Consider the following 22,258-nt stretch of genomic DNA (forward strand, 5'->3'; position numbering starts at 1 on the left):
ATGGCGGCGCCGCTTTATCTCGAACTGGCGCCGCCTGAGGAAGCGGCCAAACAGATCGACCATTTGTTCGTGTTCCGCGATACCGGTGTGCTGAGCGGTGGTGGACGCGGGCGGTTCGCAACCGACCTCTTTACCCTTTCGGTAACGCGCGACGACAGCGGCGGCGGGCGCGTATCGCTGGCAGAACCGCGCCCCTATTTTTCGCCCCGCCCAAGGCCATTCCAGGGTGTCGTGGCCGGGCTGCGACTGTCGTCACGACCGCAGCGATTTCCCGACTCCAAAGGGCTGGACATGCTGGCCTCAGAACTGGCCCGGGTTCAGACCGGGGACGATGACCTGCCTGCGCTCATCGCGGTGCTTGACGGCCTTGCGAGAGACCTGCGCTTTGCCGCACCACCCGGAGCTTACAGCGACCGGACCAAACGTCGAAAGGTGCGGGCGGAAACCGGCGTGTCGCGGCGGCGGCTTGCGACCTTGCGACGCTTTCGCCGGGCTCTCGGGCAGCTTGCGTCAAAGACCCTGCCGCTGAGCGATCTGGCGCTGGACGCCGGATATTACGATCAATCTCACTTGTCCGCCGCTTGCCGGATCTTCGCCGGCAAACCGCCCGGCGCGTTGCGCGCTCTGTCTATTCCGCGTCGTTTTGACCTTTCGCTACAAGATACGCGCCTCAAAGACCGCCTAAGATTGGTCATTGACGAATGAAATCGAAGAGGAAGACCCGCCATGACACAATTCAAACCGAAAAACCCCGACTATGACGCACGCGTGCGCAACAGTTTCGATCGCCAGAAGGTGATGAACACGTTGGGGATCAGCATTGCCGAGTTGTTACCCGGCCGCATCGTTCTGGAAATGGCACATCAGGTTGCACTGACCCAGCAGCATGGGTTTTTGCATGCCGGAATCGTGTCGACAGCGCTGGACAGCGCCTGCGGATACGCGGCCTTTTCGCTGATGCCAGCGGACGCGGCAGTGTTGACGGCCGAATTCAAGATCAACCTACTCAACCCGGCGGACGGCGAACGGTTTCGCTTCGTCGCTGACGTGGTGAAACCAGGCAGGACGCTGACCATATGCGAGGCGCGTGCCTATGCCGTGAAGGGCCAGGATGAAAAGCTCGTCGCAACGATGACCGGAACGCTCATGGCGCTGATCGGGCGGGCGGGGGTCGCGGACTGAGCGCAACCCGGCCGCAGCACATCCGATCCGGGCGGCCGGGCCGATTATTCAGACAGCTGGATCAGCTGTTCCAGCGGCTCGCGACCTCGGCCAACCGTTTCCCGTAGGCGCGCGCGGTATCCAGATCGCCGCCAGCAGGTTCAGACCTGTCAAGCGGTAATGTTAGCTTTTAGCAGTGCGGTCGCCGATTGTCCGTCGTCAGGGTTTTTCGGAGAGCTGAGACTGTATCGTAACGGAGGATCTGGTTCGGTTTCTGTTCAAGTTTATGCGGCAGCGGCCTGATGCTGCAACCGTAATTGGAACGGATGGACGCCCACGGTGCCGATGGGCTGCCGTCACGCCGGAGTTTCCAGTCAGGGCTGAGCTGGCGCACCATTCTGGCCAAGCGCGAGAACTTTCGTGCTGCCTTCGCCGGGTTCGACTTTCGGGGAGTTGCGAACTTTGACGACAACGACATTGAGCGCCTACTTGCCGATGAAGGAATTGTTCGCTATCGAGGCAAGATCGAAGCCGTGATCAACAACGCTCGCCGTACTTTCGAGGTCGTCCAAGAGGAAGGCTCCTTCGCCGCATTCATCGATCACGTCCCAATTGGTGGTGTAGCTCAAGGCTGGCCAGCTGGTTTTCGGCGCGCCGAGCTGGTCAGTCCGTCTGCGCGGCAGGCAGGCTGACGATGGGATCATCGCAGACGGGCCCAAGGTTTCCAGTGTCATGTAGCGAGAGCGCTGGACGGCCCATTCCTCAGTCTGCTCCATCAGGATCGCGCCGACGAGACGCCGGATCGAGGCTTCATTGGGAAAGATCCCGACGACATCGGTGCGCCGCTTGATCTCGCCGTTCAGACGTTCGATCGGATTGGTCGAGTGTAACTTCGCCCGGTGTTGCTGGGGGAAGGTCATGTAGGCCAGCACGTCCTCCTCGGCGCCATCCATGAGGGTCGCGAGCTTGGGCAGCTTGCCCCGCATCTGGTCGGCGACGTTTCGCCATTGGGTCTTGGCCGCCGCATGGTCCGGCTGGGCGAAGGCGGTGGCGATGAAGGCTGATATGACGCGACGGCTGCTCTTGCCGGCATGGGCGAGCGCATTTCGCTGGAAATGCACGCGGCAGCGCTGCCAGGTGGTGGACAGGACACGCGCCGTGGCAGCCTTGATCCCCTCGTGTGCGTCGCTGATCACCAGCTTCACCCCGTTCAGTCCGCGGCGCACTAGGTCGCGCAGGAAATCGGTCCAGAACGTCTCGGCCTCGGACGGCCCGATGGACATGCCCAGCACCTCGCGGCGCCCGTCCGTGTTGACGCCGACGGCAATGGTCACGGCGACGGAGACGATACGACCGCCCTGTCGGACCTTGAGATAGGTGGCGTCGATCCAGAGGTAGGGCCATTCGCCCTCGATCGGGCGGGTGAGAAAAGTATCGACGCGTTCGTCGATTTCCTCGCACAGGCGGCTGACCTGGCTCTTCGAGATGCCGGTCCCGCCCATCGCCTGGACCAGATCGTCCATGGATCGGGTCGAGACGCCGTGGACATAGGCCTCCTGAATGACCGCCGTCAGGGCCTTCTCGGTGGCCCGGCGCGGCTCGAGAAAGGACGGGAAATAGCTGCCGCTGCGCAGCTTTGGGATGCGCAACTCCACGTTCCCGGCCCGCGTCTGCCAGTCCCGATCTCGGTAACCGTTCCGCTGCACAAGCCGTGCCGGATTCTTCTCGCCATAGTCGGCGCCTGTCTTCGCGCCAACCTCGAGTTCCATCAGCCGCTCGGCGGCAAAACCGATCATATCTCGAAGAAGATCGGCGTCTGCGCTCTTCTCCACAAGCTCTCGCAGGTCCATCATGGGTTTGGTCATCGGGGTCTTCCTTCGGTTCAGGTTGGTTCAGCAACCCGACCCTACCGAAAATTTTCCGATGACCACCGCGCCCTTGATGCCGTCCTACAGCGCCTCATGCGGAACGCGGACGCCATCAAGGGCGCGACCCAGAGTTACACCTCTCCAAGGGACGTGACCCATTCATCTGGCTATATGAACCTGCCAAGGACGACGCACTGCCACAAATGCGGTCCAAATCACCAGCGTCCGAGACCCTTTCCAAAGACCTACGAAAGCTTGGCTTCAAATTCGTGGGACCGACCACCGTATATGCATTCATGCAGGCCATGGGATTTATCAACGATCACGCAGAAGTCTGTTGGATGCGAAAGGACGTCGAAACAGCCCGAAACACCCTTCGCACACCGACATAGGCAACTGTCGGCCAATTAACGTGAAAAAAAATTCAGGGCCACTTAGCGTGGAAAGTCACAGACAGGTTTCGCGTCAGTCGACCGAGACTTCAGAGCCTTGAGAGTAGCGTGGCCAATTGAGCGGCGTCTTTGGGTTTCAGCTTTGCGCCGATCCTTTCCGACAGAACCCGTTCATAGATCGGCCACATCGCCCTCCTGACAGATTTACCCTTTTCAGAGATAGAAATGTTTTGACCTCGCCCATCTTCCAAGCAGTCCTGTCGGTCCACCAGCCCTGCTTTCACCATACGGTTCAGCAACCGCGATGTACCGTATTGGGGTAACAAAATCCGGTCTTTGAGTTCGAATGGCCGGAGTCCGTCTGGGCCTGCCTTCTCGAGTTCCAGAAGCGCGTCATACCATGCAAGTGGCGGGTATCCTGCCGATTTCAGAGACGTTTCGACAGCCTCAAGCAAAACGCGGCTTTTAGTCATGAGGGCTGTCCAGGCGGCCTCAGTAGCATGGTCAATCTCGTTCATACCCAGCACCTATCATGTACATGTAAGTGCATCAACCTTGACGCGGCATATGACGCGGCATATATAGATGCCAATGCATCGACATATGGGATCATATCATGTCACAATCGCACCTCACAGAATTTGGGATATTCCTGCTCCGTATAGCACTCGGGATCATGTTCCTGGCGCACAGCCTGTTTCTCAAGCTCTTCATTTTCACACTTCCCGGAACGGCGCAGTTCTTCATTTCGATCGGGCTGCCCGGCTGGTTTGCTTATATGGTCTTTGCAGTCGAGGCGATTGCCGGTGCCCTTTTGGTCCTCGGCGTACAGGCTCGGTGGGTCGCATCGGCGACCGTGCCCATCCTGGCCGGTGCGACCTGGGCTCACTCCGGAAACGGCTGGATGTTCGGATACGAGAACGGCGGGTGGGAATACCCGGCCTATCTGACGCTGCTTGCCATCGTGCAAGGGCTTCTGGGCGACGGCCGTTTCGCCCTCAGCCCTTCCTTCGCGCCCGGTAACGTGCAGATGGCGGGAGAGACAACATGAGCCTCCACCTCATTAGCCATGCGCTCTGCCCATATGTGCAGCGCGCGGCGATCTCGCTCACTGAGAAAGGTGTCACGTTCGAGAGAACTGACATCGATCTTTCGAACAAGCCCGACTGGTTTCTTGCCATATCTCCGCTGGGCAAGATGCCTGTCCTGGTTGTGGACGGGACGCCGATTTTCGAATCTGCGGTTATCCTCGAATATCTTGAGGATACACAACCCCACGCGCTCCATCCGCACGACGCTCTCGATCGCGCCCGCCACCGTGCCTGGATTGAATTTGGATCTGCTGTCTTGAACGACATTGCGGGGTTCTACTCGGCGCCGAACGAGAAAGCGTTGGAAGAAAAAGTGGCGGCGCTCCGCTCAAAGTTCCTTCGGCTGGACGCGGAGCTTGGGGAGGGACCATGGTTCGATGGCCACCGGTTCAGCCTCGTCGATGTCGTATTCGGCCCGGTCTTCCGCTATTTCGACGTTTTTGACACCATCGGAGAGTTTGGCGTCTTCACAGGGCTTGCCCGTGTAAGGGCCTGGCGACATGAACTGGAGCGTCGGGTTTCTGTGAAGAATGCCGTCAGTGAAGATTACCCGACCCTTCTGCGTGACTTCATCAGACGGCGCAATTCTTACCTGTCCCAGATCATGCAGACAGGAGGGCCGAAGAAGACAGTTACACAGGTGCGATCGGCTGACCGCTGATCACTTGATATCGTTTTGTCGGGCCGCAGTACAGAACCGGACGTTTGAGGTCGCTTGGCGAATGTCCGCTTTGTCCCGCACATCGGATAGTCGCCGACTTTCCCTTGAAGGCCCGCAGCAGCGTCAACCGGCACTTGCCGGCATTCCATGCCCGTCCGTGCGAAGCGCCGGGTTACCTGCTGCTCCCACAGCGCAACCTGGAACAAACCACCGATCGCGCTGATTAATGGCTTAGGGATCGAAGAATCCTCCTGAGCTCAATCCCCCGGAATACCCGCAGCCGTGTGGTCCGACAGAGGGCAGCACATCAATCGCGGGTCAATCTATCCCAGTTGGTGGACCTCTTTCAGGGGGCTACTCCAAAGGGCGGGGATGAGAAGCTCATCGCAACGATGAAAGGAACGCTTATATCGCTAGTGGGGCGAACGGGCGTGGCGGGGTGACGATCGGGTCAGAGCGAAAATTAATCTGCGAGCCGGGCTTCGAGGATATGCCGCTGGACCTTTCCGCTGGTCGATCTGGGAAAGTCCTCGAACGCGATGAAGCGAATTTCGCGCGGTCGCTTATAGCCAGCCAGGCTTTCGCGGCACAAGTTCAGCAGCGCCTCGGCATCCGGCCCGTCATCGTCACAGGCGACAAAGGCCACCGGGCTTTCCCCCCATTTCGCGTCGAAGGCCCTGACCACGGCAGCATCGATCACATCGGGATGGGAAAGAAGCACACGTTCGATTTCCGCCGGATAGACGTTTTCACCTCCGGTCTTGATCAGGTATTTCGCCCGATCCACAAAGTCGACGGTGCCGTCCGCATTGCGCCGGAACAGATCGCCCATGTGGAAAAAGCCGTTGCGAAAGTCACGGGCATTGGTGTCGTCGGCGTTCCAGTACCCGGAAAACAGCGTCGGACCCCGAAGCGCCATTTCGCCCGGCGTTCCATCGGGGACTTCGCGGTCGTCGGGATCGACCAGCCGCACCTCGCAAAAGGCGCTGATGCGCTTGGACAGCCGGTCCGGGGTCACACCCGGCGCGATCAGATCGGCGGTTCCCGGCGGCAGGCCGGTTTCGGTCGCCCCGAAGGAATTCAGATAGGGCGTGTCCAGAAGACCGGTCAGTTCCGCGATCTGATGCGGCGGCACCAGATCAGCCATTGCGCCGCAAACCTTGATCCCCTTCAACGGCAAAGGGTTGGCGTGCCGTTCGTTAATAAAAGCCTCCAGTGCCCCGGGCATCATCACGAACCAGCCGATCCTGTGGCGTGACAGCGCCTCGTTGATGACGGCGGGCTGCAGCCCGTCCACCATCACCACGGTCCCGCCCCGCAGGATCGTTGCCAGCGCATGATCGGTGGAGGCCATGTGGAACATCGGCGCCCAGGCGATGAACCCGTCGCCGGGATCCAGCGCCAGCTGGGCCGCAAAAACCATGGATCGGGCGATATGCGCGCGGTGGCTGATATGCGCCCCCTTGGGCAGGCCCGTGGTCCCCGAGGTATAGAGGATCGTCAGACCGGCCTCGGGGTCGTCAACCATGGTTCCGGTGCGCGGGTCCGGCTCGACCCCGGCAATGGCCGTTTCCAGGTCTGGCCCGACGGTTAGACAGGGTGTCGACGCGACGGCGCGGTAAGCTTCTGAAAGTTCCGGTTCGACAACCGCGAGAACCGGCTCGACCAGATCGATGCAGTGCCGCAGTTCATCGGGGGCAAGCCGCCAGTTCAGACAGGCGACGATCGCGCCGATTCCCGCTGCTGCAAGTTCGACCTCCAGGTATTCTGAGCGGTTATGCGACAGGATCGCGATCCTGTCTCCGGGCGCCACGCCTCGTGCCAGAAAGACAGCCGCCAGACGATCGACCCGCTCCAGCAGTTCTGCATAGGTCAGTTTCCTGCTGCCGTCCTCGATGGCGAGGGCGCGGGCGCAGTCATGTGCGCGGGTTCGAAAGATCGAATACAGATCAGCGCGCCCCGCGCGGATGACGTCGGTCAGCATAGTTTCCCCCTTGCCCGAGCCTCGGTTCAGAGATCCTGCGCCAGGCGCACGCCCTCATCAATGGCGCGCAGCGCATCCAGTTCGGCGGCCTCCTTTGCCCCGCCGATCATCGTAACCGGGACGCCGCGCGCTACAACCTCTTTGGCCAGGGCTCGTTCCGGTTCCTGACCGGTGCACAGCACAATTGTATCGGCTGCGATGACCGTCGGGTTTCCGTCCGCGACGATGTGCAGCCCCGCATCGTCGATATGTTCATAGGTCACCCCGCCCATTGCCTCGACCCCATGTTTGCGCAGCGCGTTGCGCAGGATCCACCCTGTCGAAACACCAAGCCCCGCGCCCGGTTTAGCGGTCTTGCGCTGCAGCATGACGACCTTGCGGCGCGACGGCTTCGGTGCCAGAGGGTCGCCCGCCAGGGCACCCGAGGAGACAAATTCGGGGTCCACACCCCAGGTTTCGCAAAAGACGTCGGAATTCGCGGTCTCGGCGGGTTTGGTCACTAGGAACTCGGCCACATCATGACCGATGCCCCCCGCCCCCATCACCACGACACGGTCGCCCGCCTCGCGGTCACCGGACAGAATTTCGGCGTAGGTCGCGACGCTGGGATGGTCGATACCCGGCAGGTCGGGAATGCGCGGCGTGACCCCGGTGGCGATGACCACATGGTCAAATCCCTCAAGATCGCTCGCCTCTGCCCGCTGTCCCAGACGCTGCGTGACCCCGTGTTTCTGCATCTGACCGGCATAATACCGCAGGGTTTCGTCGAATTCGTCCTTGCCTGGTGCGGCGCGGGCCAGATTCAGCTGACCGCCCAATTTGTCCTGCGCTTCGAACAGGGTGACATCGTGGCCCAGCCGCGCCGCCTCGGCGGCTGTGGCCATGCCCGCGGCACCACCGCCAACGACGGCCACTTTCTTTGGCGTGTCGGTTGGCGTATCCCGGAATTCCGTTTCACGCCCGGCCCTTGGATTGACCAGACATCCGACCGGCCGGTCCGAAAAAATGAAATCCAGGCAGGCCTGGTTGCAGGCAATGCAGGTGTTGATCTCGTCTGCGCGGCCCTCGCGCGTCTTTTTCACGAAATGCGGATCGGCCAGAAACGGGCGCGCCATCGAGATCATGTCCGCATCGCCAGAGGCAAGTATGTCTTCTGCAAGCTGGGGTGTGTTGATCCGGTTCGAGGCGACTACCGGGATCGACACCGCCGCTTTGACGTTGGCTGCCGCCTTGCGCCAGGCACCGCGCGGCACCGGGTAGGCGATCGTCGGCACGCGGGCCTCATGCCAGCCGATGCCGGTGTTCAGGATATCCGCACCCGCAGCCTCGATCTTGCGGGCCAGTGCGGCAATTTCATCGGCGGGCGCGCCGCCCTCGACCAGATCGGCCGCCGAAATCCGGTAGATGACCAGAAAGTCGGGGCCGCAACGTTCGCGCACCGCGCGCACGATCTCGACCGGGAATCGGTGGCGGTTCGCGGCGCTGCCGCCCCAGTCGTCTTGGCGCTTGTTGGTGTGGGTGACGGTGAATTCGTTGATCAGGTATCCTTCGGACCCCATGATCTCGACGCCATCAAAGCCTGCGGCCTGCGCATTGGCGGCCGCCACGGCAAAATCCTCGATGGTACGGAGAATGTCGGCTTCGGTCATTTCACGCGGGATGAAACGGTTGATCGGAGCGCGGATCGGCGACGGGGCCACACACCCTTCGATCTTGGCATAGCGTCCGGCGTGGAGGAGTTGTGCGCAGATCAGGCTGCCTTCGGCCTGCACCGCCTCGCAGATCGGGCGCAGGTCAAGCGCTTCTTCCGGGTCATCGATTCTCGGACCTTCTGGATCGAATATGCCCTCGGCATTGGGCGAAAACCCGCCGGTGACCAGAATCGCCGCCTCCCCCCGCGCACGCTCGGCGTAAAATGCGATCTGTTTGGCTATGCCGTCGGGCTCGGTTTCCAACCGCGTGTGCATCGACCCCATGATGACACGATTTCGCAACGTATGCTGGCCTGCGCGGATGGGCGAGAGCATGGTTTCAAAGCTTCCATCTGGTCTATTTTTCACTTTGGTTCTCCTCCTCAAAACTGCACTTGATCTACATTCTAACATTTGTTAGATTTTTTTGGAAAGAAGATTTTCGCTCATGGGGAGGAGCACCGATGCAATTCCAGCCTACAGACGATCAGAAGGCGTTTCGCGAGACCGCAAAGCGCTTCGCAACTGAAAGGCTTGCGCCCACATATCAAGAACGCGCCAGCGGCCATACATTCGACCGTGCGCTGATCAAGGAGATGGGCGCACTGGGGCTAATCGGGGCCGATCTGCCCGAGGAATTCGGGGGACTCGGCGAAAGCTCTGTCACGTCAGGGCTGATCGTCGAAGAGATCGCCTATGCCGATTTCAACGCAAGTTACGTGCAGCTTCTGGGCTCTCTCATGGGCGGAATGGTTGCCAAACATGCCTCCAAGGACATCGCGTCGGAATGGGTGCCCAAGGTTGTTTCGGGTGATGCGGTCATTGGCTTGGGCCTGACAGAGCCGCGCGGCGGTTCGGATGCGGCGAACCTGATTCTGAGAGCCGAGAAATCCGGCAACGGTTGGCGGCTGAACGGTGAAAAGACATCCATGAGTTTTGCCAGTCAGGCGGATGCGGCGGTCGTCTTTGCCCGTACCGGCGATCCTGACGGCGGCTCACGCGGGGTCAGCGCCTTTTTCGTCGATCTGAACCAGGGCGGCATCAAGCGCACCCATTTTGACGACATCGGCACCAAGCCTGTCGGGCGCGGGTCGGTGTTCTTTGACGATGTTTTCGTGCCGGCCGAAAATATGATGGCGGAACAGGACCGTGCCTTTGGCACGATCATGGCAGGCTTCGACTATTCCCGCGCACTGATCGGGCTGGAGTGCCTGGGGGCCGCGCAAGCGTCGGTGGATGAAACCTGGGCCTACGTTCAGGAGCGCGAGGCATTCGGAGCTCCGATCGTGCAGTATCAGGGTGTCAGCTTTCCCCTGGCCGAGGCCGAGACCCAACTGACCATGATGCGCCAGCTTTGCTATTACACGCTGGACCTGCGCGACCGTGGCCTGCCCCACACCTCTCAGGCCGCCATGTGCAAATGGTACCTGCCCAAAACCGCCTGCGAGATCCTGCACCAGTGCCTGATCCTGCACGGACATTACGGCTACACCACCGACCTGCCCCACCACCAGCGCTACAACGATGTGCTCGGCCTGCAGATCGGTGACGGCACCGCGCAGATCCAGAAGCTGGTGATCGCCCGCGAGAAGGTCGGTCGCATGGCGCTGCAGTATGACAAGAAGGCGAAGGGAGCCTCGAAATGAGCGACGCCATCCTCGTCACTTCCGAGGGCAACACCGGCATCATCGAACTGGCCCGCCCCGAGAAATTCAATTGCCTGTCACTTGACGTGCATGAGCGCATTTCTGCTGCGCGGTCGGAATTCGAGGCGAACCCGGATATTCGGGCGATCCTGATCCGGGCGCAAGGCAAGAACTTTTGCACCGGCGCCGATCTGGTGGAAGTGAAAGGTAAATTGAACGATCCCGCCGCGCTGGACCATTTCATCGCCTTTGGCATGAAAAACCTGCGTGCGCTCGAAACCTCCTCCCTCCCTGTCGTAGTCGCAGTGCAGGGGTTGTGTCTGGCCGGCGGGATCGAACTGATGCTGGCCTGCGACGTGTGCTTTGCGGCCGAAAGCGCCCAGTTTGGCGATCAGCATGCGCAATTCGGGCTGATTCCCGGTTGGGGTGGCTCGCAGCGGCTGACGCGGTTGATGGGGCAGCGCAGGGCGCTCGACCTGATGTTCTCGGCCCGCTGGCTCAAGTCGGACGAGGCCAAAGAGTCCGGCCTGGTCAACTACATCGTGCCGGATGCGGACCTGCACAAGTCTGCGCTGGAATACTGCGAGAAAATCGCCACCCGTTCACGTCCCGGCATCGCCGAGATGAAGCGGTTGGCGCGCGAAGGCGCGGACCTTGGTATCGACCAGCAGATGCGGCTTGAGCGCGATGCCGCCGTGCGCGCACTGCCCAGCGATGACGTGGCGGAGGGCCTCGATGCATTCGAGAACCGGCGCGCCCCCGAATTCAAGGCTTGAGGACGAAACATGGATTTCATTTTGAACGACGAACAACGCCAGATTTACGACTATGGCGGCCAGCTGGCGCAGAAGTTCGACAACGATTACTGGCTGAGACACGCACGCAAGCACGAGTTTCCGCACGAAATGTTCCGCCAGATCGCCGATGACGGCTTCCTCGGCATCATGGTGCCCGAGGAATATGGCGGCGCGGGCCTTGGTATGACCGAAATGGCCCTGTTCATGGAGGGCACCGCCAATCACGGCATTCCGCTTTTGATGATGGTGGTCGGGCCGACCATGTCGCTGGCCCATATCGCCAGCCACGGGAGCGAGTTCCACAAGAAAGAACTGCTGCCGGCTGCCTGCCGCGGTGATATCCAGTTCTGTTTCGCGATCACCGAACCGGGGGCCGGGTCGAACACGATGAAGGCCACTACGCTGGCCAAGCGTCGAGGCAACCGGTTCAGCCTGTCGGGCGAAAAGACCTTCATCACCGGGGCCGAAGTGGCCGACTACTGCCTCGTGGTGGCGCGGACCAAACCGCATACCGAGGTCAGCCGCAAGACCGACGGCTTTACCCTGTTCGCCGTGGATCTGAAGAAAAAAGGCGTCGACAAGCAGCGGGTGAAGATCTCGATCCCCCTGCCCGAGGAGCAGTGGACACTGTTCTTCGACGATGTGGATCTCGGCCCCGAGGATGTGGTCGGCGAGGTGGACGAAGGGTTCTCGATCCTGTTCGACAGCCTCAACCCCGAGCGTATTATCCTGGCCGCCTTGTGCTGCGGCATCGGCCGGTTCGCCCTGAACAAGGGCGTGGCCTATGCCTCCGAGCGCAATGTGTTCGGCCAACCCATCGGTGCGCACCAGGGCGTGCAGCATCCGATGGCCAAGGCGCACACAGCGGTCGAGATGGCCAGTCTGATGACCCGGCGCGCGGCATGGGAGTTCGACAACAAGCTGCCTGCCGGTGCGTCGTCGAACATGGCGAAATATGCCGCCGCCGAAGCCGGGATCGAAGCGGTCGACGCGGCGCTTCAGGCGCATGGTGGATCGGGCTTTACCGAGGATACGGGACTTTACGAAATGTACCCGCTGGTCCGCCTGCTGCGCACAGCGCCGGTGAACCGCGAACTGTGCCTGAGCTTTATCGGCGAAAAGGTCATGGGCCTGCCACGATCCTATTGATCGCCACGGCTTGGAACGGAGAACGACATGCAATTTGGAATGCGCTTCCGGCGGGAGGATGCCGCCGACAAGGTAAATGATCGCTTCTGGCACGCGATCGAGGGCACGCCGCTCGACGAGGTGCACCGTATTCAGGAAGAGCGGCTGCGTGATCAGATGGCCTACCTCAAGGCAAACTCGACCTTTTATCAGGAAAAGTTCGCCGAGGCCGGTATGGAATTCGACGATATACGCACCATCGAAGACCTGCAGAAGCTACCCTACACTTACAAGACCGAGATCCGCGAAAGCCTGTCCGCCGCGCCGCCGTTCGGCAAGCACCGCGCCGCGCCGATGGCCGACATCGTCCAGATGCAGGCCTCGTCGGGCACGACCGGCAGCCCCTCATATGTTGCCCTCACCGAAGCCGACGCCGAGATGTGGCACGAGATGACAGCGCGTTGTTTCTTTGCCAATGGCGTGCGCCCCGGCGACATGGTGCTGCATGCATTTTCGCTGGCCAAGGGCTTTGTCGGCGGCATTCCGGTGATGCAGGGCCTGCAGTACATGGGCACGATCGATGTGCCAGTGGGAGCGGACGGCGGTGTCGAGCGGCTGCTGCGCGCCTGCGCCGATACGCGCCCGCGTTGTATCGTCGGCGCTCCGAATTTCGTTCTGCACCTGGCTGAAAAGGCACCAGAAGTGCTGGGATGCAAGGCCAGTGAATTGGGCGTGGAACAAGTGGTCGTCGGCGGAGAGCCCGGCGGTGGCATCCCTGCAATTCGCGCAAAGATCGAAGAGGCATGGGGTGCAAAATGCTCTGAAATGCTGGGCGGCACCGACTTGGGCGTGACCTATTGGGCCGAATGCGACGCCCAGACGGGGATGCATATGGTCAACATGGATTATATCATCACCGAATTGCTCGACCCCGAAAGCGGCGCAATCATACCTTGGGAAAAAGGTGCCGAAGGCGAGATGATCTATACCGCCATCGGCCGGCAGGCGAGCCCTCTGGTGCGGTTCCGGTCAGGTGATTATATCGAGGTCATCGATACCGAATGCTCCTGCGGCCGCACCGGACCGAAGATCCGCTGCACCGGCCGCACCGACGACATGCTGATCGTGCGCGGGGCCAATGTCTTCCCGTCGGCGATCAACAGCATCATTACCGAAATGGTGCCGGACACCAACGGCGTCATGCGCATCGTGGCCGATTTCGAGGGCCATACCACGCAGGGCGCGCTGACGGTGATTGTCGAACGGGGCCCCGATCGCGATCCGGCCGATGACGTCACCCTCAAAAAGAAAATTGAGCAGCGGCTTCGCGACTCCTTGGTCTTCAAGGCCGACGTTCACCTGGTTGCGGCCGACACTTTCGAAAAACCTGGCGCCGCTAAGGTCGCCTTCGTTCTCAGGAAATATCCAGACCTGCCATGACTAGAATGAAATCCCTTCTCGACAGCGGATCGGACGACTTCCGCGCCAACGACGTGTCTTACCGCGAAAAGGTCGATGAACTACATGCCCTCCGGCTCTCACAGCGCGTCGGCGGCCCCGAAATGGCGCGCAAACGTCATGTGGACAAAGGCAAAATCCTGCCGCGCGAACGGATCGAACGGCTGATCGACCCGGGCACACCATTTCTGGAACTCGGCGAGTTGGCCGGATTGAATATGCACAAGGGAGTTCCACCCGGCGCCGGCATCATTACCGGTATTGGCGTGATCGAAGGCCGTCAGTGCATGATCATCGCCAATGATGCCACCGTAAAGGGCGGCACCTATTTCGGGATCACCTGCCGCAAACACGTCCGGGCACAGAAAATTGCCTGGAAAAACCGCCTGCCCGTCATCACCCTCGTGGACTCCGGCGGTGCCTTCCTGCCCGACCAGGCCAACCTTTTCCCCGACGAAGGCCAGTTCGGCTCCATCTTTCACCAACAGATCGGCATGTCTGGCGATGGTGTGCCGCAAATCGCCGTGGTCATGGGGCCCTGCACCGCGGGTGGTGCCTATATCCCCGCGCTCTGTGACGAAGTGGTGATCGTGCGCGGTCAGGGCTTTATGTATCTGGGCGGACCGGAATTGACCTTTGCCGCAACCGGCGAAAAGGTCGAAGCCGAAGAACTGGGTGGCGGCAAGATGCATTCGTCCGTCTCCGGTGTGACAGACCATTTGGCCGAAGATGACGCCCACGCTCTGGCCATCACGCGCGAAATTGTCAGCCATCTTGGCGAAAAACCCCAACCCCGCAAGACGCCCGAAGCGCCCCGTGCGCCCGCCTACCCGGTCGAAGAGATTTATGGACTCATCAGCCGCGACCCCAAGGTGCCGACCGACAACCGCGAAATCGTGGCTCGGTTGGTCGATGAGAGCGATTTTCACGAATTCAAGCCGCTTTATGGCGACACGATCATGACCGGCTGGGGGCGCATCCACGGCCACGAGGTCGGGATCATCGCCAATACAGGCGTGCTTTTCGTCGAAGCCGCGCTGAAGGCGACGCATTTCATCAATCTCTGCGTCCAGCGTGATATTCCGCTGCTGTTCCTGGCCGATGTGAACGGCTTCATGGTGGGCCGCGAGGTCGAGCAGATGGGCATTGCCAAGGCCGGTGCTAAAATGATCACGGCCATGTCTTCGGCCCGGGTGCCGAAATTCACAATCATCACCGGTGGCTCTTACGGCGCGGGATACCTGGCGATGCTGGGCCGCCCGTTCCAGCCGGACGCAATGTTCGCCTGGCCGACGGGACGGTCGGCAATCATGGGGCCGGAACAGGCCGCCAGCGTGCTGGCTCAGGTCCGCGCGCAGATCAACGAACGCGAAGGCAAAAGCTGGACCCCCGAGGAGGAGGAAGCCTTCAAGGCACCGATCCGCAAGGAATACGAAGATTTTCAGGGGGCCTATAATTTTGCTTCCAACCTTTGGATCGACAGCGTGATCGAGCCCTGTGAGACCCGTGACGTCATGGCGCTGATGCTGGATGTAACATCGCGCAGACCCAAGGTCGAAACCAACTTCGGCGTGTTCAGGATGTGAGGAGCGAACCGTGAAAATCAAGACGCTTCTGATCGCCAACCGCGGCGAAATTGCCTGCCGGATCGCGCGCACTGCGCGGGCAAGCGGTATCATTCCCGTCGGCGTGCATTCGCAGGCCGACGCCAATGCCCTGCATGTCCGCGAGATTGGCAAATCTGTCTGTATCGGCGCCGGACCTGCATCCGAGAGCTATCTGAAAATCGACGCGGTGATTGCCGCTGCGCAATCAGTGGGCGCGGATGCGATCCATCCCGGTTATGGCTTTCTGGCCGAAAACCCCGATTTTGCTCGTTCGGTCGAAGCCGCCGGCATGATCTTCATGGGGCCGACGCCGGAAACGCTTGAACGTTTCGGCGACAAGGCTAGCGCCAAAGAGGCCGCCGTGGCGGCCAGCGTCCCGGTGATTTCGGGCGCCGAAGGTGCGCGGTCCGATCCCGAGCAGATTGCCGAGGAGGTGCGCCAAATGGGCCTGCCGGTGCTGCTCAAGGCGGTCGGCGGCGGTGGTGGGCGCGGACAACGGCTCGTCACTGACGAGACCACGCTGGTCGAGGACATCGAAGGCGCGCTGCGCGAAGCAAAATCCACCTTCGGCTCCGAAGGGCTGCTGTTGGAGCGTTTCCTGCCCGAGGCGCGCCATGTTGAAGTGCAGATCGCAGGTGACGGCAAGGGCCATGTGGTGCATCTGTTCGAACGCGATTGCACGCTTCAGCGCCGCCACCAGAAGGTCATCGAGGAAGCCCCGGCCTGGGGTCTGCCCCGAACGCTTCTGGACGACATCGCACGCGACGCGGTGCGCTTGGGCGAAACGCTGGACTATCGCGGGCTGGGCACGGTCGAATTTCTGGTCGCGGGTGGCGAGTATTTCTTCCTTGAGGTGAACCCGCGCATTCAGGTGGAACATCCCGTCACCGAAGCGATCACCGGGCTGGACCTTGTCGCGCTTCACCTGCGGATTGCCGAAGGCGCGGGCCTTGGACTGGTGCAGGACGATCTGACGATCAACGGCCACGCGGTCGAGGCGCGGCTTTACGCCGAAGATCCGGCGATGCAATTCGCCCCGTCGACGGGCACGCTCTCCACGCTCAGCCTGCCATCGGGCCTGCGCATCGACAGCGGCGTCGAAGAAGGCGATGCCGTCACGCCCTACTACGACCCGATGATCGCCAAGCTGATCGTGCACGCGCCCGACCGGGAAACCGCATTGGCACGTCTGGCCACGGCGCTTGATCATGTCGCGGTCGAAGGTGTCGAGACCAATCGCGCCTTTCTAACGGCGCTGGCGCGAAACCATGAATTCGAACGGATGCAGGTGCATACCCGCTGGATCGACGGCAGGCTGGATGAGCTGACACAGGCACCCGGCCTGACCCGCCCAGATCTGTGGAAGGCGACCGCTGCCATTCTCTTCGTGACCCAGTCGCGCAGCGACACAGACGCCAATCCCTGGACCAACCGTGATGCCTTTACCGGCTGGCGGCTTGGACTGGGCGGCGATGCGATTGAAGCGGGGCAGCGCGTGACGCTTACCGATTCTGACGAGGTATCCGAAGAACTGCGCGTCAGTCCTGTCAAACCGGGTGCCAAGTACACCATCCATTCGGAGAAAGGCGAGGCGCTGATACTGTCGGCACGTGAACTGACCCCGGGCCGTTGGCGTGTCGGCGAAGGCGACACCGTCCATCTGATCGACGCGCGCCTGCACGCGGGCGTGATCGAACTGGATACGCCCGAAGGCCGCCTGGTCTTTCGGCCCGCCGCGCCCCTTGCCTTTGCCGGCGGCGATGCCGCGGCGGATCGCGCCGTGACCTCTCCGCTGACCGGCATGATTGTCGAAATCAAGGTCTCCGATGGTCAGAGCGTGGCCGAAGGCGACGTGGTCGCGGTCATGGAATCCATGAAACTCGAAATCTCGATCCGGGCGGCCGCGGCCGGGATCGCCAGCAATATATCCGTCTCGAATGGGGACATGGTCGATCGCGGCCAGGTCATCGCCGAGATCCTGCCATCCGAGGAGTGATGAAATGAGCGACTTTCCCAAATTCGTAGAATTTCGTGAAGAAGGCCCGCGTGAGGGTTTTCAGATCGAAAAGAAGATTTACCCGATCGAAGAGCGGATCGAACTGATCGACATGCTCAGCGAAACCGGCTTGAAACGCATTCAGGTCGGCAGCTTTGTCAGCCCGAAATACGTTCCTCAGATGGCGGACACCGGCGAGTTGTTCCAGCGTATCAAGCGCAAACCGGGCGTGAACTACACATCGCTGTGGCTGAACGACAAAGGGTTTCGCAAGGCCCTGACCGCGCATGAGGTCGATATCGACCCGCGTCTGCTGTTCTATCCTTCCGAAGCATTCGCCCAATCGAACAACAATTGTTCCTCGGCCGAGATGCGGGAAAAACAACGTGACTGGGTCCGTCTTTACAAGGAAGAGGGATATACCGTCGACGCGGCCTATGTGATGACCGCTTTCGGCTGCAACCTCGAGGGCCCCATCCCCCAAGAACGCATCTTGGACGATTTCCGCTTTATCCTTCAGCTATGCGAAGAAGAGAACATCCCCGTGCCGATCCTCGTGGTCGCCGACACCATGGGTTGGGGAAACCCCGAGGCGGTCAAACGGATGATCGGCGCCCTGCGCGAATTGGCGCCCGAGGCGCGCATCGGTATGCACATCCATGACACACGTGGGCTGGGGATCGCCAACGTTTATGCGGCCCTGTCGATGGGCGTGGACATGTTCGAAAGCTCCGTCGCCGGTCTTGGCGGCTGTCCTTTCGCGGGCCACGGCCACGCGCGCGCCGCAGGAAATGTCTGCACCGAGGATGCAGTGTTCCTGTGTCACGAGCTCGGCATCGAAACCGGCATTGATCTGGACAAGCTGATCGCAGCGGCGGTCAAAGCAGAAGAGATCATCGGTGTGCCGCTCATGGGCCGGGTCATGCACACCGGCGGGTTGGACAAATACCGCAAGTCACGCTGAGGGAGCAAGAAGATGACAAAAGCACTTGACGGAAAGGTCGTTCTGGTCACCGGGGCTGGCGGTGGGATCGGGCGTGATATCGCCTTGATGGCAGCTACCGAAGGCGCCGCCGTGGTGGTCAATGATCTGGGCGCATCCCTGAAAGGCACCGGTCAGACAGAAACTGCGGCGCAGAAAGTCGTCGAAGAGATCAGGGCCGCTGGGGGCGATGCCATTGCCGATGGCGGCTCTGTCACCGATCCCGATGCCGCGCGCGCGATGATCGAAGCCGGGGTCAAGGAATTCGGTCGCATCGACGCGGTGGTAAACAACGCCGGCATTCTGCGCGACGGTTACTTCCACAAGATGACCTATGAGGATTTCGACGCGGTGGTGAAGGTCCATCTTTATGGTGCCTTCAATACCAGCCGCGCGGCCGCCGACTATTTCCGCGAACAGGAAAGCGGCACGCTCGTGCACATGACCTCGACCTCGGGGCTGATCGGCAATTTTGCCCAGGCGAACTACTCTGCCGCGAAGCTGGGCATCGCGGCCTTCTCAAAATCTGTTGCGCTTGATCTCAAGCGCTGGAACGTGCGGTCAAACTGCATCGCGCCCTTCGCCTGGAGCCGGATGATCTCGTCGATCAAGACAGACACCCCGGAACAGGTGGCACGGGTCGAAAAGATCAAGGAGATGACACCGGCCAAGGTTGCACCGATGGCCTGTTTCCTGATGAGCGACCGCGCGGCTGACGTGTCAGGACAGATCTTTGCGGTTCGCAAGAACGAGATCTTCCTGTTCAACCAGCCCCGCCCGGTGCGGTCGGTTCATTCCGGTGATGGCTGGACCGCCGATGAAATCGCCGATCGCGCCATTCCCGCGCTCAAATCGCAGTTCACGCCGCTCGAAGTTTCGGCGGATGTCTTTTCATGGGATCCGGTCTAATGGGAAAACGCAAAGAAAAAATCAGCTCCAGCATTGCCTGGAGCACCCCTGACAAGATCAGCGTGCGTGGCCTCGACCTGCCCAACGAGATCCTGGGCCACATGAACCTCGGCGATCTGGCGTTCCTGCAACTGACGGGCCGCAAGGCCACACCCGAGGAAAGCCGGGTGTTCAACGCCATCGTCATTACCCTGGTCGAACATGGTATCACGCCCTCGGCCCTGGCGGCGCGGATGACCTATATGGGGGCGCCGGAATCGCTTCAGGCGGCTGTGGCGGCTGGCTTGTGTGGGCTGGGCACCGTCTTTGTCGGTTCTATGGAAGGTGCCTCGAAAATGCTTTACGAGGCACTGCCACAGGACAAGTTGGGCACCGGTGTCGATCTGGATGCGCTGGCCGTCGAGACGGTAGAAAAATTCCGCGCCCGCAAGATGATCGTGCCGGGGCTCGGACATCCGGTGCACAAACCGGTCGATCCGCGCACCCCGCGCCTGTTCCAGATCGCTGCCGAGAACGGCAAGTCCGGTGAATACATCGAGTTGATCCAGAAAATTCAGGCCGTTGCCGAAGAAAAATCGGGTAAGATGCTGCCGATTAACGCCACTGGTGCGATCGGAGCGATCTGCTGTGAATTCGGCTTTCCCTGGAAGATCGTGCGGGGCTTTGGCGTCATGGCGCGCGCCATCGGCCTGGTCGGTCATATCCTCGAAGAGAGCGAAAACCCGATCTCCTATGAATTGTGGCAGCGCGCCGAAGAGGAAATCCTCGAAACCTCCGGCCCGGGAGCGGCTTGAACGATGCAGACGTCAGCCCCAGACACTCACACCGATCTGCGCGATGCCTTGCGCGCACTTTGCGCGCAGTTTCCGCCAGAGTATCATCGCAAGTTCGGCGAAGACGAAACCTACCCCGAGGAATTCGTCGATGCGCTGACCCGCGAGGGCTGGCTTGCCGCAATGATCCCCGAGGAATACGGCGGCTCGGGTCTGGGCCTGACGGAAGCCTCGATCATCATGGAGGAGGTGAACCGCTGCGGCGGAAACGCGGGCCATTGCCACGGGCAGATGTATAACATGGGCACGCTTCTGCGACATGGTTCGGATGAGCAAAAGCAGACATACCTGCCCGGCATCGCCAGCGGCGCGTTGCGCCTGCAATCCATGGCCGTGACCGAACCGACAACCGGGACCGACACCACCAAACTGAAGACCACCGCGGTCAAGAAGGGTGACCGGTATGAGATCAATGGCCAGAAGGTCTGGATCAGCCGTATCCAGCATTCTGACCTGATGATCCTGCTGGCGCGCACCACGCCGCTGAAAGAGGTCAAGAAGAAATCCCAGGGACTGTCGATCTTCATGGTCGATCTTAAAGAGGCCATCGGCAATGGCATGGAGGTCCGCCCCATCGCCAACATGCCCGGCCACGAAACCAATGAAGTGTTCTTCGACAACCTCGAAATCCCCGCCGAGAACCTGATTGGCACCGAGGGGCGTGGCTTCTATCATATCCTAGACGGTCTGAACGCGGAGCGGACCCTGATCGCGGCGGAATGCATCGGTGATGGATACTGGTTCGTTGACAAGGCCCGCGCCTATGCCGGCGACCGCGTGGTCTTTGACCGTCCCATCGGCCAGAACCAAGGTGTGCAATTCCCTATCGCCAGGTCCTATGTGAACATCGAGGCCGCCAATCTGATGCGCTTTGAAGCCTGCAGGCGGTTCGATGCCGGACTGGATTGTGGTGCACAGGCGAACATGGCCAAGCTGCTGGCTTCGGAAGCCAGCTGGGAAGCGGCCAATGCCTGCATCCAGACCCACGGCGGCTTCGGTTTCGCACGGGAGTACGATGTTGAGCGCAAGTTTCGCGAGGCGCGCCTCTATCAGGTCGCCCCGATCTCGACCAACCTGATCCTGTCATATGTCGGAGAACATATCCTCGGCATGCCAAGATCGTTCTGAAGGCTAGGATTATGGGTGAGATCGACCTTGACGCGCTGGCGCCCTGGCTGGGACGCACCGAGACCAAGGAAGATGTTCTGACGCACGGGCTGATCGACAAATTCCGCGCCACGCTCGGTCCGCATCTTTGGGACGGAGCGGGCGATGTCCCGCTGGGAATTCATTGGTGCCTTGCCCTTGATACCGTGCCAGCGACCGCCCTGTCAGAAGACGGCCATGCCGCGAGGGGTGGATTTCTGCCCCCTGTTCCGCTGCCCGCCCGGATGTGGGCCGGCGGCGATGTTACGCATATCGCGCCGCTGAAAATCGGCGAAACCATCACCCGACGCTCTTCGATCAGGAATATTGTGGCCAAGCAGGGCCGTAGTGGACCATTGGTCTTTGTGACCGTCGAACATGAGTATCTGAGTGGCAACCGGCTTTGTATCCGGGAGCAGCAAACGATCGTTTATCGTGAGATTTCCACCCCCCGCACGGGCGAGAGCGCAGCTGACGCGGGTGACCCCAACACGCTTAGATCGACGCTGACACCGGATCCTGTTCTTCTGTTTCGCTATTCGGCGCTGACGTTCAATGCCCATCGCATTCACTATGATTACGTCTACGCCACCGAAACCGAAGCCTATTCCGGACTTGTTGTGCATGGCCCATTGCAGGCCACGCTGCTTCTGAATCTGGCGGCGGGTGCGTTGAAAACATCGCCCCACCGGTTTTCGTTCCGTGGCCTCGCGCCACTCACCCTGCCCTGCGAATTGCAACTGCACAATGAAGGGACCGGCACCTCCGGGACAGTCTGGTGTCAGGATCAAAAAGGTCTTCGAAGCTTTTCCGCAGAGTACGCGGCCGTCTGATCGGTCTTCTTCGGTAGCGAATTCAGTTGTTGACCAATTTTTCTAACATCTGTTAGGCTTCGCGGAGAGACTTGG

At 60.8% G+C, this 22,258-nt stretch carries 19 protein-coding genes and 2 pseudogenes; 17 read left to right on the forward strand and 4 right to left on the reverse strand.

Annotated elements, in window-relative coordinates:
• The 3 genes and pseudogenes from CVM52_RS01730 to CVM52_RS01740 all read left to right on the forward strand — a co-directional run.
• A complete protein-coding gene (locus CVM52_RS01730; RefSeq protein ID WP_229669253.1) occupies positions 1 to 705 on the forward strand; it encodes an AraC family transcriptional regulator in 705 nt (234 codons plus the stop codon).
• 21 nt (positions 706 to 726) lie between these two features.
• Complete coding sequence (locus CVM52_RS01735; protein ID WP_027264411.1) at positions 727 to 1,182, forward strand: PaaI family thioesterase; 456 nt, start codon at positions 727 to 729, stop codon at positions 1,180 to 1,182.
• Between the two features lie 305 nt (positions 1,183 to 1,487).
• Positions 1,488 to 1,757: pseudogene (locus tag CVM52_RS01740) on the forward strand (DNA-3-methyladenine glycosylase I); the annotation flags it as partial.
• Between the two features lie 67 nt (positions 1,758 to 1,824).
• On the opposite strand, the pseudogene CVM52_RS01745 reads toward CVM52_RS01740, so the two are convergent.
• Positions 1,825 to 3,026: pseudogene (locus CVM52_RS01745) on the reverse strand (IS256 family transposase).
• Between the two features lie 197 nt (positions 3,027 to 3,223).
• Here CVM52_RS01745 and CVM52_RS01750 point away from each other — a divergent pair.
• Positions 3,224 to 3,421: a DNA-3-methyladenine glycosylase I gene (locus CVM52_RS01750; RefSeq protein ID WP_258095275.1), complete on the forward strand. Its 198-nt coding sequence runs from the start codon at positions 3,224 to 3,226 to the stop codon at positions 3,419 to 3,421.
• A gap of 89 nt (positions 3,422 to 3,510) precedes the next feature.
• On the opposite strand, the gene CVM52_RS01755 is transcribed toward CVM52_RS01750, so the two are convergent.
• On the reverse strand, positions 3,511 to 3,939 hold the full coding sequence (locus tag CVM52_RS01755; protein ID WP_036051603.1) for a MarR family winged helix-turn-helix transcriptional regulator: 429 nt from the start codon (positions 3,937 to 3,939) through the stop codon (positions 3,511 to 3,513).
• A 98-nt stretch (positions 3,940 to 4,037) separates the two neighbouring features.
• On the opposite strand from CVM52_RS01755, the gene CVM52_RS01760 reads away from it, so the two are divergent.
• Both CVM52_RS01760 and CVM52_RS01765 read left to right on the forward strand, forming a co-directional pair.
• Positions 4,038 to 4,472 carry a DoxX family protein gene (locus CVM52_RS01760; RefSeq protein WP_036051600.1) on the forward strand — a complete coding sequence of 145 codons (435 nt, stop codon included), beginning with the start codon at positions 4,038 to 4,040 and terminating at the stop codon, positions 4,470 to 4,472.
• Positions 4,469 to 5,173, forward strand: a complete 705-nt coding sequence (locus CVM52_RS01765) for a glutathione S-transferase family protein (protein WP_100160961.1) — start codon at positions 4,469 to 4,471, stop codon at positions 5,171 to 5,173. The genes CVM52_RS01760 and CVM52_RS01765 overlap by 4 nt, the downstream gene beginning before the upstream one ends.
• A gap of 463 nt (positions 5,174 to 5,636) precedes the next feature.
• Here the strand turns inward: CVM52_RS01765 and CVM52_RS01775 are convergent, their stop codons facing one another.
• A complete protein-coding gene (locus CVM52_RS01775; protein ID WP_100160962.1) occupies positions 5,637 to 7,157 on the reverse strand; it encodes a class I adenylate-forming enzyme family protein in 1,521 nt (506 codons plus the stop codon).
• A gap of 26 nt (positions 7,158 to 7,183) precedes the next feature.
• The gene (locus CVM52_RS01780) at positions 7,184 to 9,184 is read right to left on the reverse strand and encodes an NADPH-dependent 2,4-dienoyl-CoA reductase (protein WP_036051597.1); all 2,001 of its coding nucleotides are present in this window, start codon (positions 9,182 to 9,184) and stop codon (positions 7,184 to 7,186) included.
• Between the two features lie 59 nt (positions 9,185 to 9,243).
• Between CVM52_RS01780 and CVM52_RS01785 the strand changes: the two genes are divergently transcribed.
• From CVM52_RS01785 to CVM52_RS01835, 11 genes are read left to right on the forward strand one after another with little or no spacing between them, the layout of a single operon-like run.
• Complete coding sequence (locus CVM52_RS01785; protein ID WP_306372742.1) at positions 9,244 to 10,494, forward strand: acyl-CoA dehydrogenase family protein; 1,251 nt, start codon at positions 9,244 to 9,246, stop codon at positions 10,492 to 10,494.
• On the forward strand, positions 10,491 to 11,270 hold the full coding sequence (locus CVM52_RS01790) for an enoyl-CoA hydratase/isomerase family protein (RefSeq protein ID WP_100160964.1): 780 nt from the start codon (positions 10,491 to 10,493) through the stop codon (positions 11,268 to 11,270). Before CVM52_RS01785 ends, CVM52_RS01790 begins: the two co-directional genes overlap by 4 nt.
• Before the next feature lie 9 nt (positions 11,271 to 11,279).
• Positions 11,280 to 12,440 carry an acyl-CoA dehydrogenase family protein gene (locus tag CVM52_RS01795; protein WP_027264402.1) on the forward strand — a complete coding sequence of 387 codons (1,161 nt, stop codon included), beginning with the start codon at positions 11,280 to 11,282 and terminating at the stop codon, positions 12,438 to 12,440.
• 27 nt (positions 12,441 to 12,467) lie between these two features.
• Entirely contained in the window at positions 12,468 to 13,859 is a 1,392-nt protein-coding gene (locus tag CVM52_RS01800) for a phenylacetate--CoA ligase family protein (protein WP_100160965.1), read from the forward strand.
• Complete coding sequence (locus CVM52_RS01805) at positions 13,856 to 15,463, forward strand: acyl-CoA carboxylase subunit beta (RefSeq protein WP_100160966.1); 1,608 nt, start codon at positions 13,856 to 13,858, stop codon at positions 15,461 to 15,463. Before CVM52_RS01800 ends, CVM52_RS01805 begins: the two co-directional genes overlap by 4 nt.
• 10 nt (positions 15,464 to 15,473) lie before the next feature.
• Positions 15,474 to 17,480 (forward strand): acetyl/propionyl/methylcrotonyl-CoA carboxylase subunit alpha, encoded by a 2,007-nt coding sequence (locus CVM52_RS01810; RefSeq protein WP_100160967.1) that lies wholly within the window; start codon positions 15,474 to 15,476, stop codon positions 17,478 to 17,480.
• A 4-nt stretch (positions 17,481 to 17,484) separates the two neighbouring features.
• Complete coding sequence (locus CVM52_RS01815; RefSeq protein WP_027264398.1) at positions 17,485 to 18,444, forward strand: hydroxymethylglutaryl-CoA lyase; 960 nt, start codon at positions 17,485 to 17,487, stop codon at positions 18,442 to 18,444.
• 12 nt (positions 18,445 to 18,456) lie between these two features.
• Complete coding sequence (locus tag CVM52_RS01820) at positions 18,457 to 19,371, forward strand: SDR family NAD(P)-dependent oxidoreductase (protein WP_100160968.1); 915 nt, start codon at positions 18,457 to 18,459, stop codon at positions 19,369 to 19,371.
• Complete coding sequence (locus CVM52_RS01825) at positions 19,371 to 20,165, forward strand: citryl-CoA lyase (RefSeq protein WP_100160969.1); 795 nt, start codon at positions 19,371 to 19,373, stop codon at positions 20,163 to 20,165. Before CVM52_RS01820 ends, CVM52_RS01825 begins: the two co-directional genes overlap by 1 nt.
• A 3-nt stretch (positions 20,166 to 20,168) precedes the next feature.
• Entirely contained in the window at positions 20,169 to 21,332 is a 1,164-nt protein-coding gene (locus CVM52_RS01830; protein WP_100160970.1) for an acyl-CoA dehydrogenase family protein, read from the forward strand.
• Between the two features lie 11 nt (positions 21,333 to 21,343).
• Entirely contained in the window at positions 21,344 to 22,183 is an 840-nt protein-coding gene (locus tag CVM52_RS01835; protein ID WP_100160971.1) for an HTD2 family dehydratase, read from the forward strand.
• Positions 22,184 to 22,258 lie beyond the last annotated feature (75 nt).

It is taken from the genome of Pseudooceanicola lipolyticus, assembly GCF_002786325.1.
Lineage (GTDB): Bacteria > Pseudomonadota > Alphaproteobacteria > Rhodobacterales > Rhodobacteraceae > Pseudooceanicola_C > Pseudooceanicola_C lipolyticus.

Bases quoted from the DNA above. Each gene is read 5' to 3' on its own strand.
- CVM52_RS01825 (WP_100160969.1), top strand. From the start codon at position 19,371: ATGGGAAAACGCAAAGAAAAAATCAGCTCCAGCATTGCCTGGAGCACC.
- CVM52_RS01835 (WP_100160971.1), top strand. From the start codon at position 21,344: ATGGGTGAGATCGACCTTGACGCGCTGGCGCCCTGGCTGGGACGCACC.
- CVM52_RS01730 (WP_229669253.1), top strand. From the start codon at position 1: ATGGCGGCGCCGCTTTATCTCGAACTGGCGCCGCCTGAGGAAGCGGCC.
- CVM52_RS01805 (WP_100160966.1), top strand. From the start codon at position 13,856: ATGACTAGAATGAAATCCCTTCTCGACAGCGGATCGGACGACTTCCGC.
- CVM52_RS01830 (WP_100160970.1), top strand. From the start codon at position 20,169: ATGCAGACGTCAGCCCCAGACACTCACACCGATCTGCGCGATGCCTTG.
- CVM52_RS01765 (WP_100160961.1), top strand. From the start codon at position 4,469: ATGAGCCTCCACCTCATTAGCCATGCGCTCTGCCCATATGTGCAGCGC.
- CVM52_RS01760 (WP_036051600.1), top strand. From the start codon at position 4,038: ATGTCACAATCGCACCTCACAGAATTTGGGATATTCCTGCTCCGTATA.
- CVM52_RS01755 (WP_036051603.1), bottom strand. From the start codon at position 3,939: ATGAACGAGATTGACCATGCTACTGAGGCCGCCTGGACAGCCCTCATG.
- CVM52_RS01790 (WP_100160964.1), top strand. From the start codon at position 10,491: ATGAGCGACGCCATCCTCGTCACTTCCGAGGGCAACACCGGCATCATC.
- CVM52_RS01820 (WP_100160968.1), top strand. From the start codon at position 18,457: ATGACAAAAGCACTTGACGGAAAGGTCGTTCTGGTCACCGGGGCTGGC.
- CVM52_RS01780 (WP_036051597.1), bottom strand. From the start codon at position 9,184: ATGCTCTCGCCCATCCGCGCAGGCCAGCATACGTTGCGAAATCGTGTC.
- CVM52_RS01795 (WP_027264402.1), top strand. From the start codon at position 11,280: ATGGATTTCATTTTGAACGACGAACAACGCCAGATTTACGACTATGGC.
- CVM52_RS01800 (WP_100160965.1), top strand. From the start codon at position 12,468: ATGCAATTTGGAATGCGCTTCCGGCGGGAGGATGCCGCCGACAAGGTA.
- CVM52_RS01775 (WP_100160962.1), bottom strand. From the start codon at position 7,157: ATGCTGACCGACGTCATCCGCGCGGGGCGCGCTGATCTGTATTCGATC.
- CVM52_RS01735 (WP_027264411.1), top strand. From the start codon at position 727: ATGACACAATTCAAACCGAAAAACCCCGACTATGACGCACGCGTGCGC.
- CVM52_RS01815 (WP_027264398.1), top strand. From the start codon at position 17,485: ATGAGCGACTTTCCCAAATTCGTAGAATTTCGTGAAGAAGGCCCGCGT.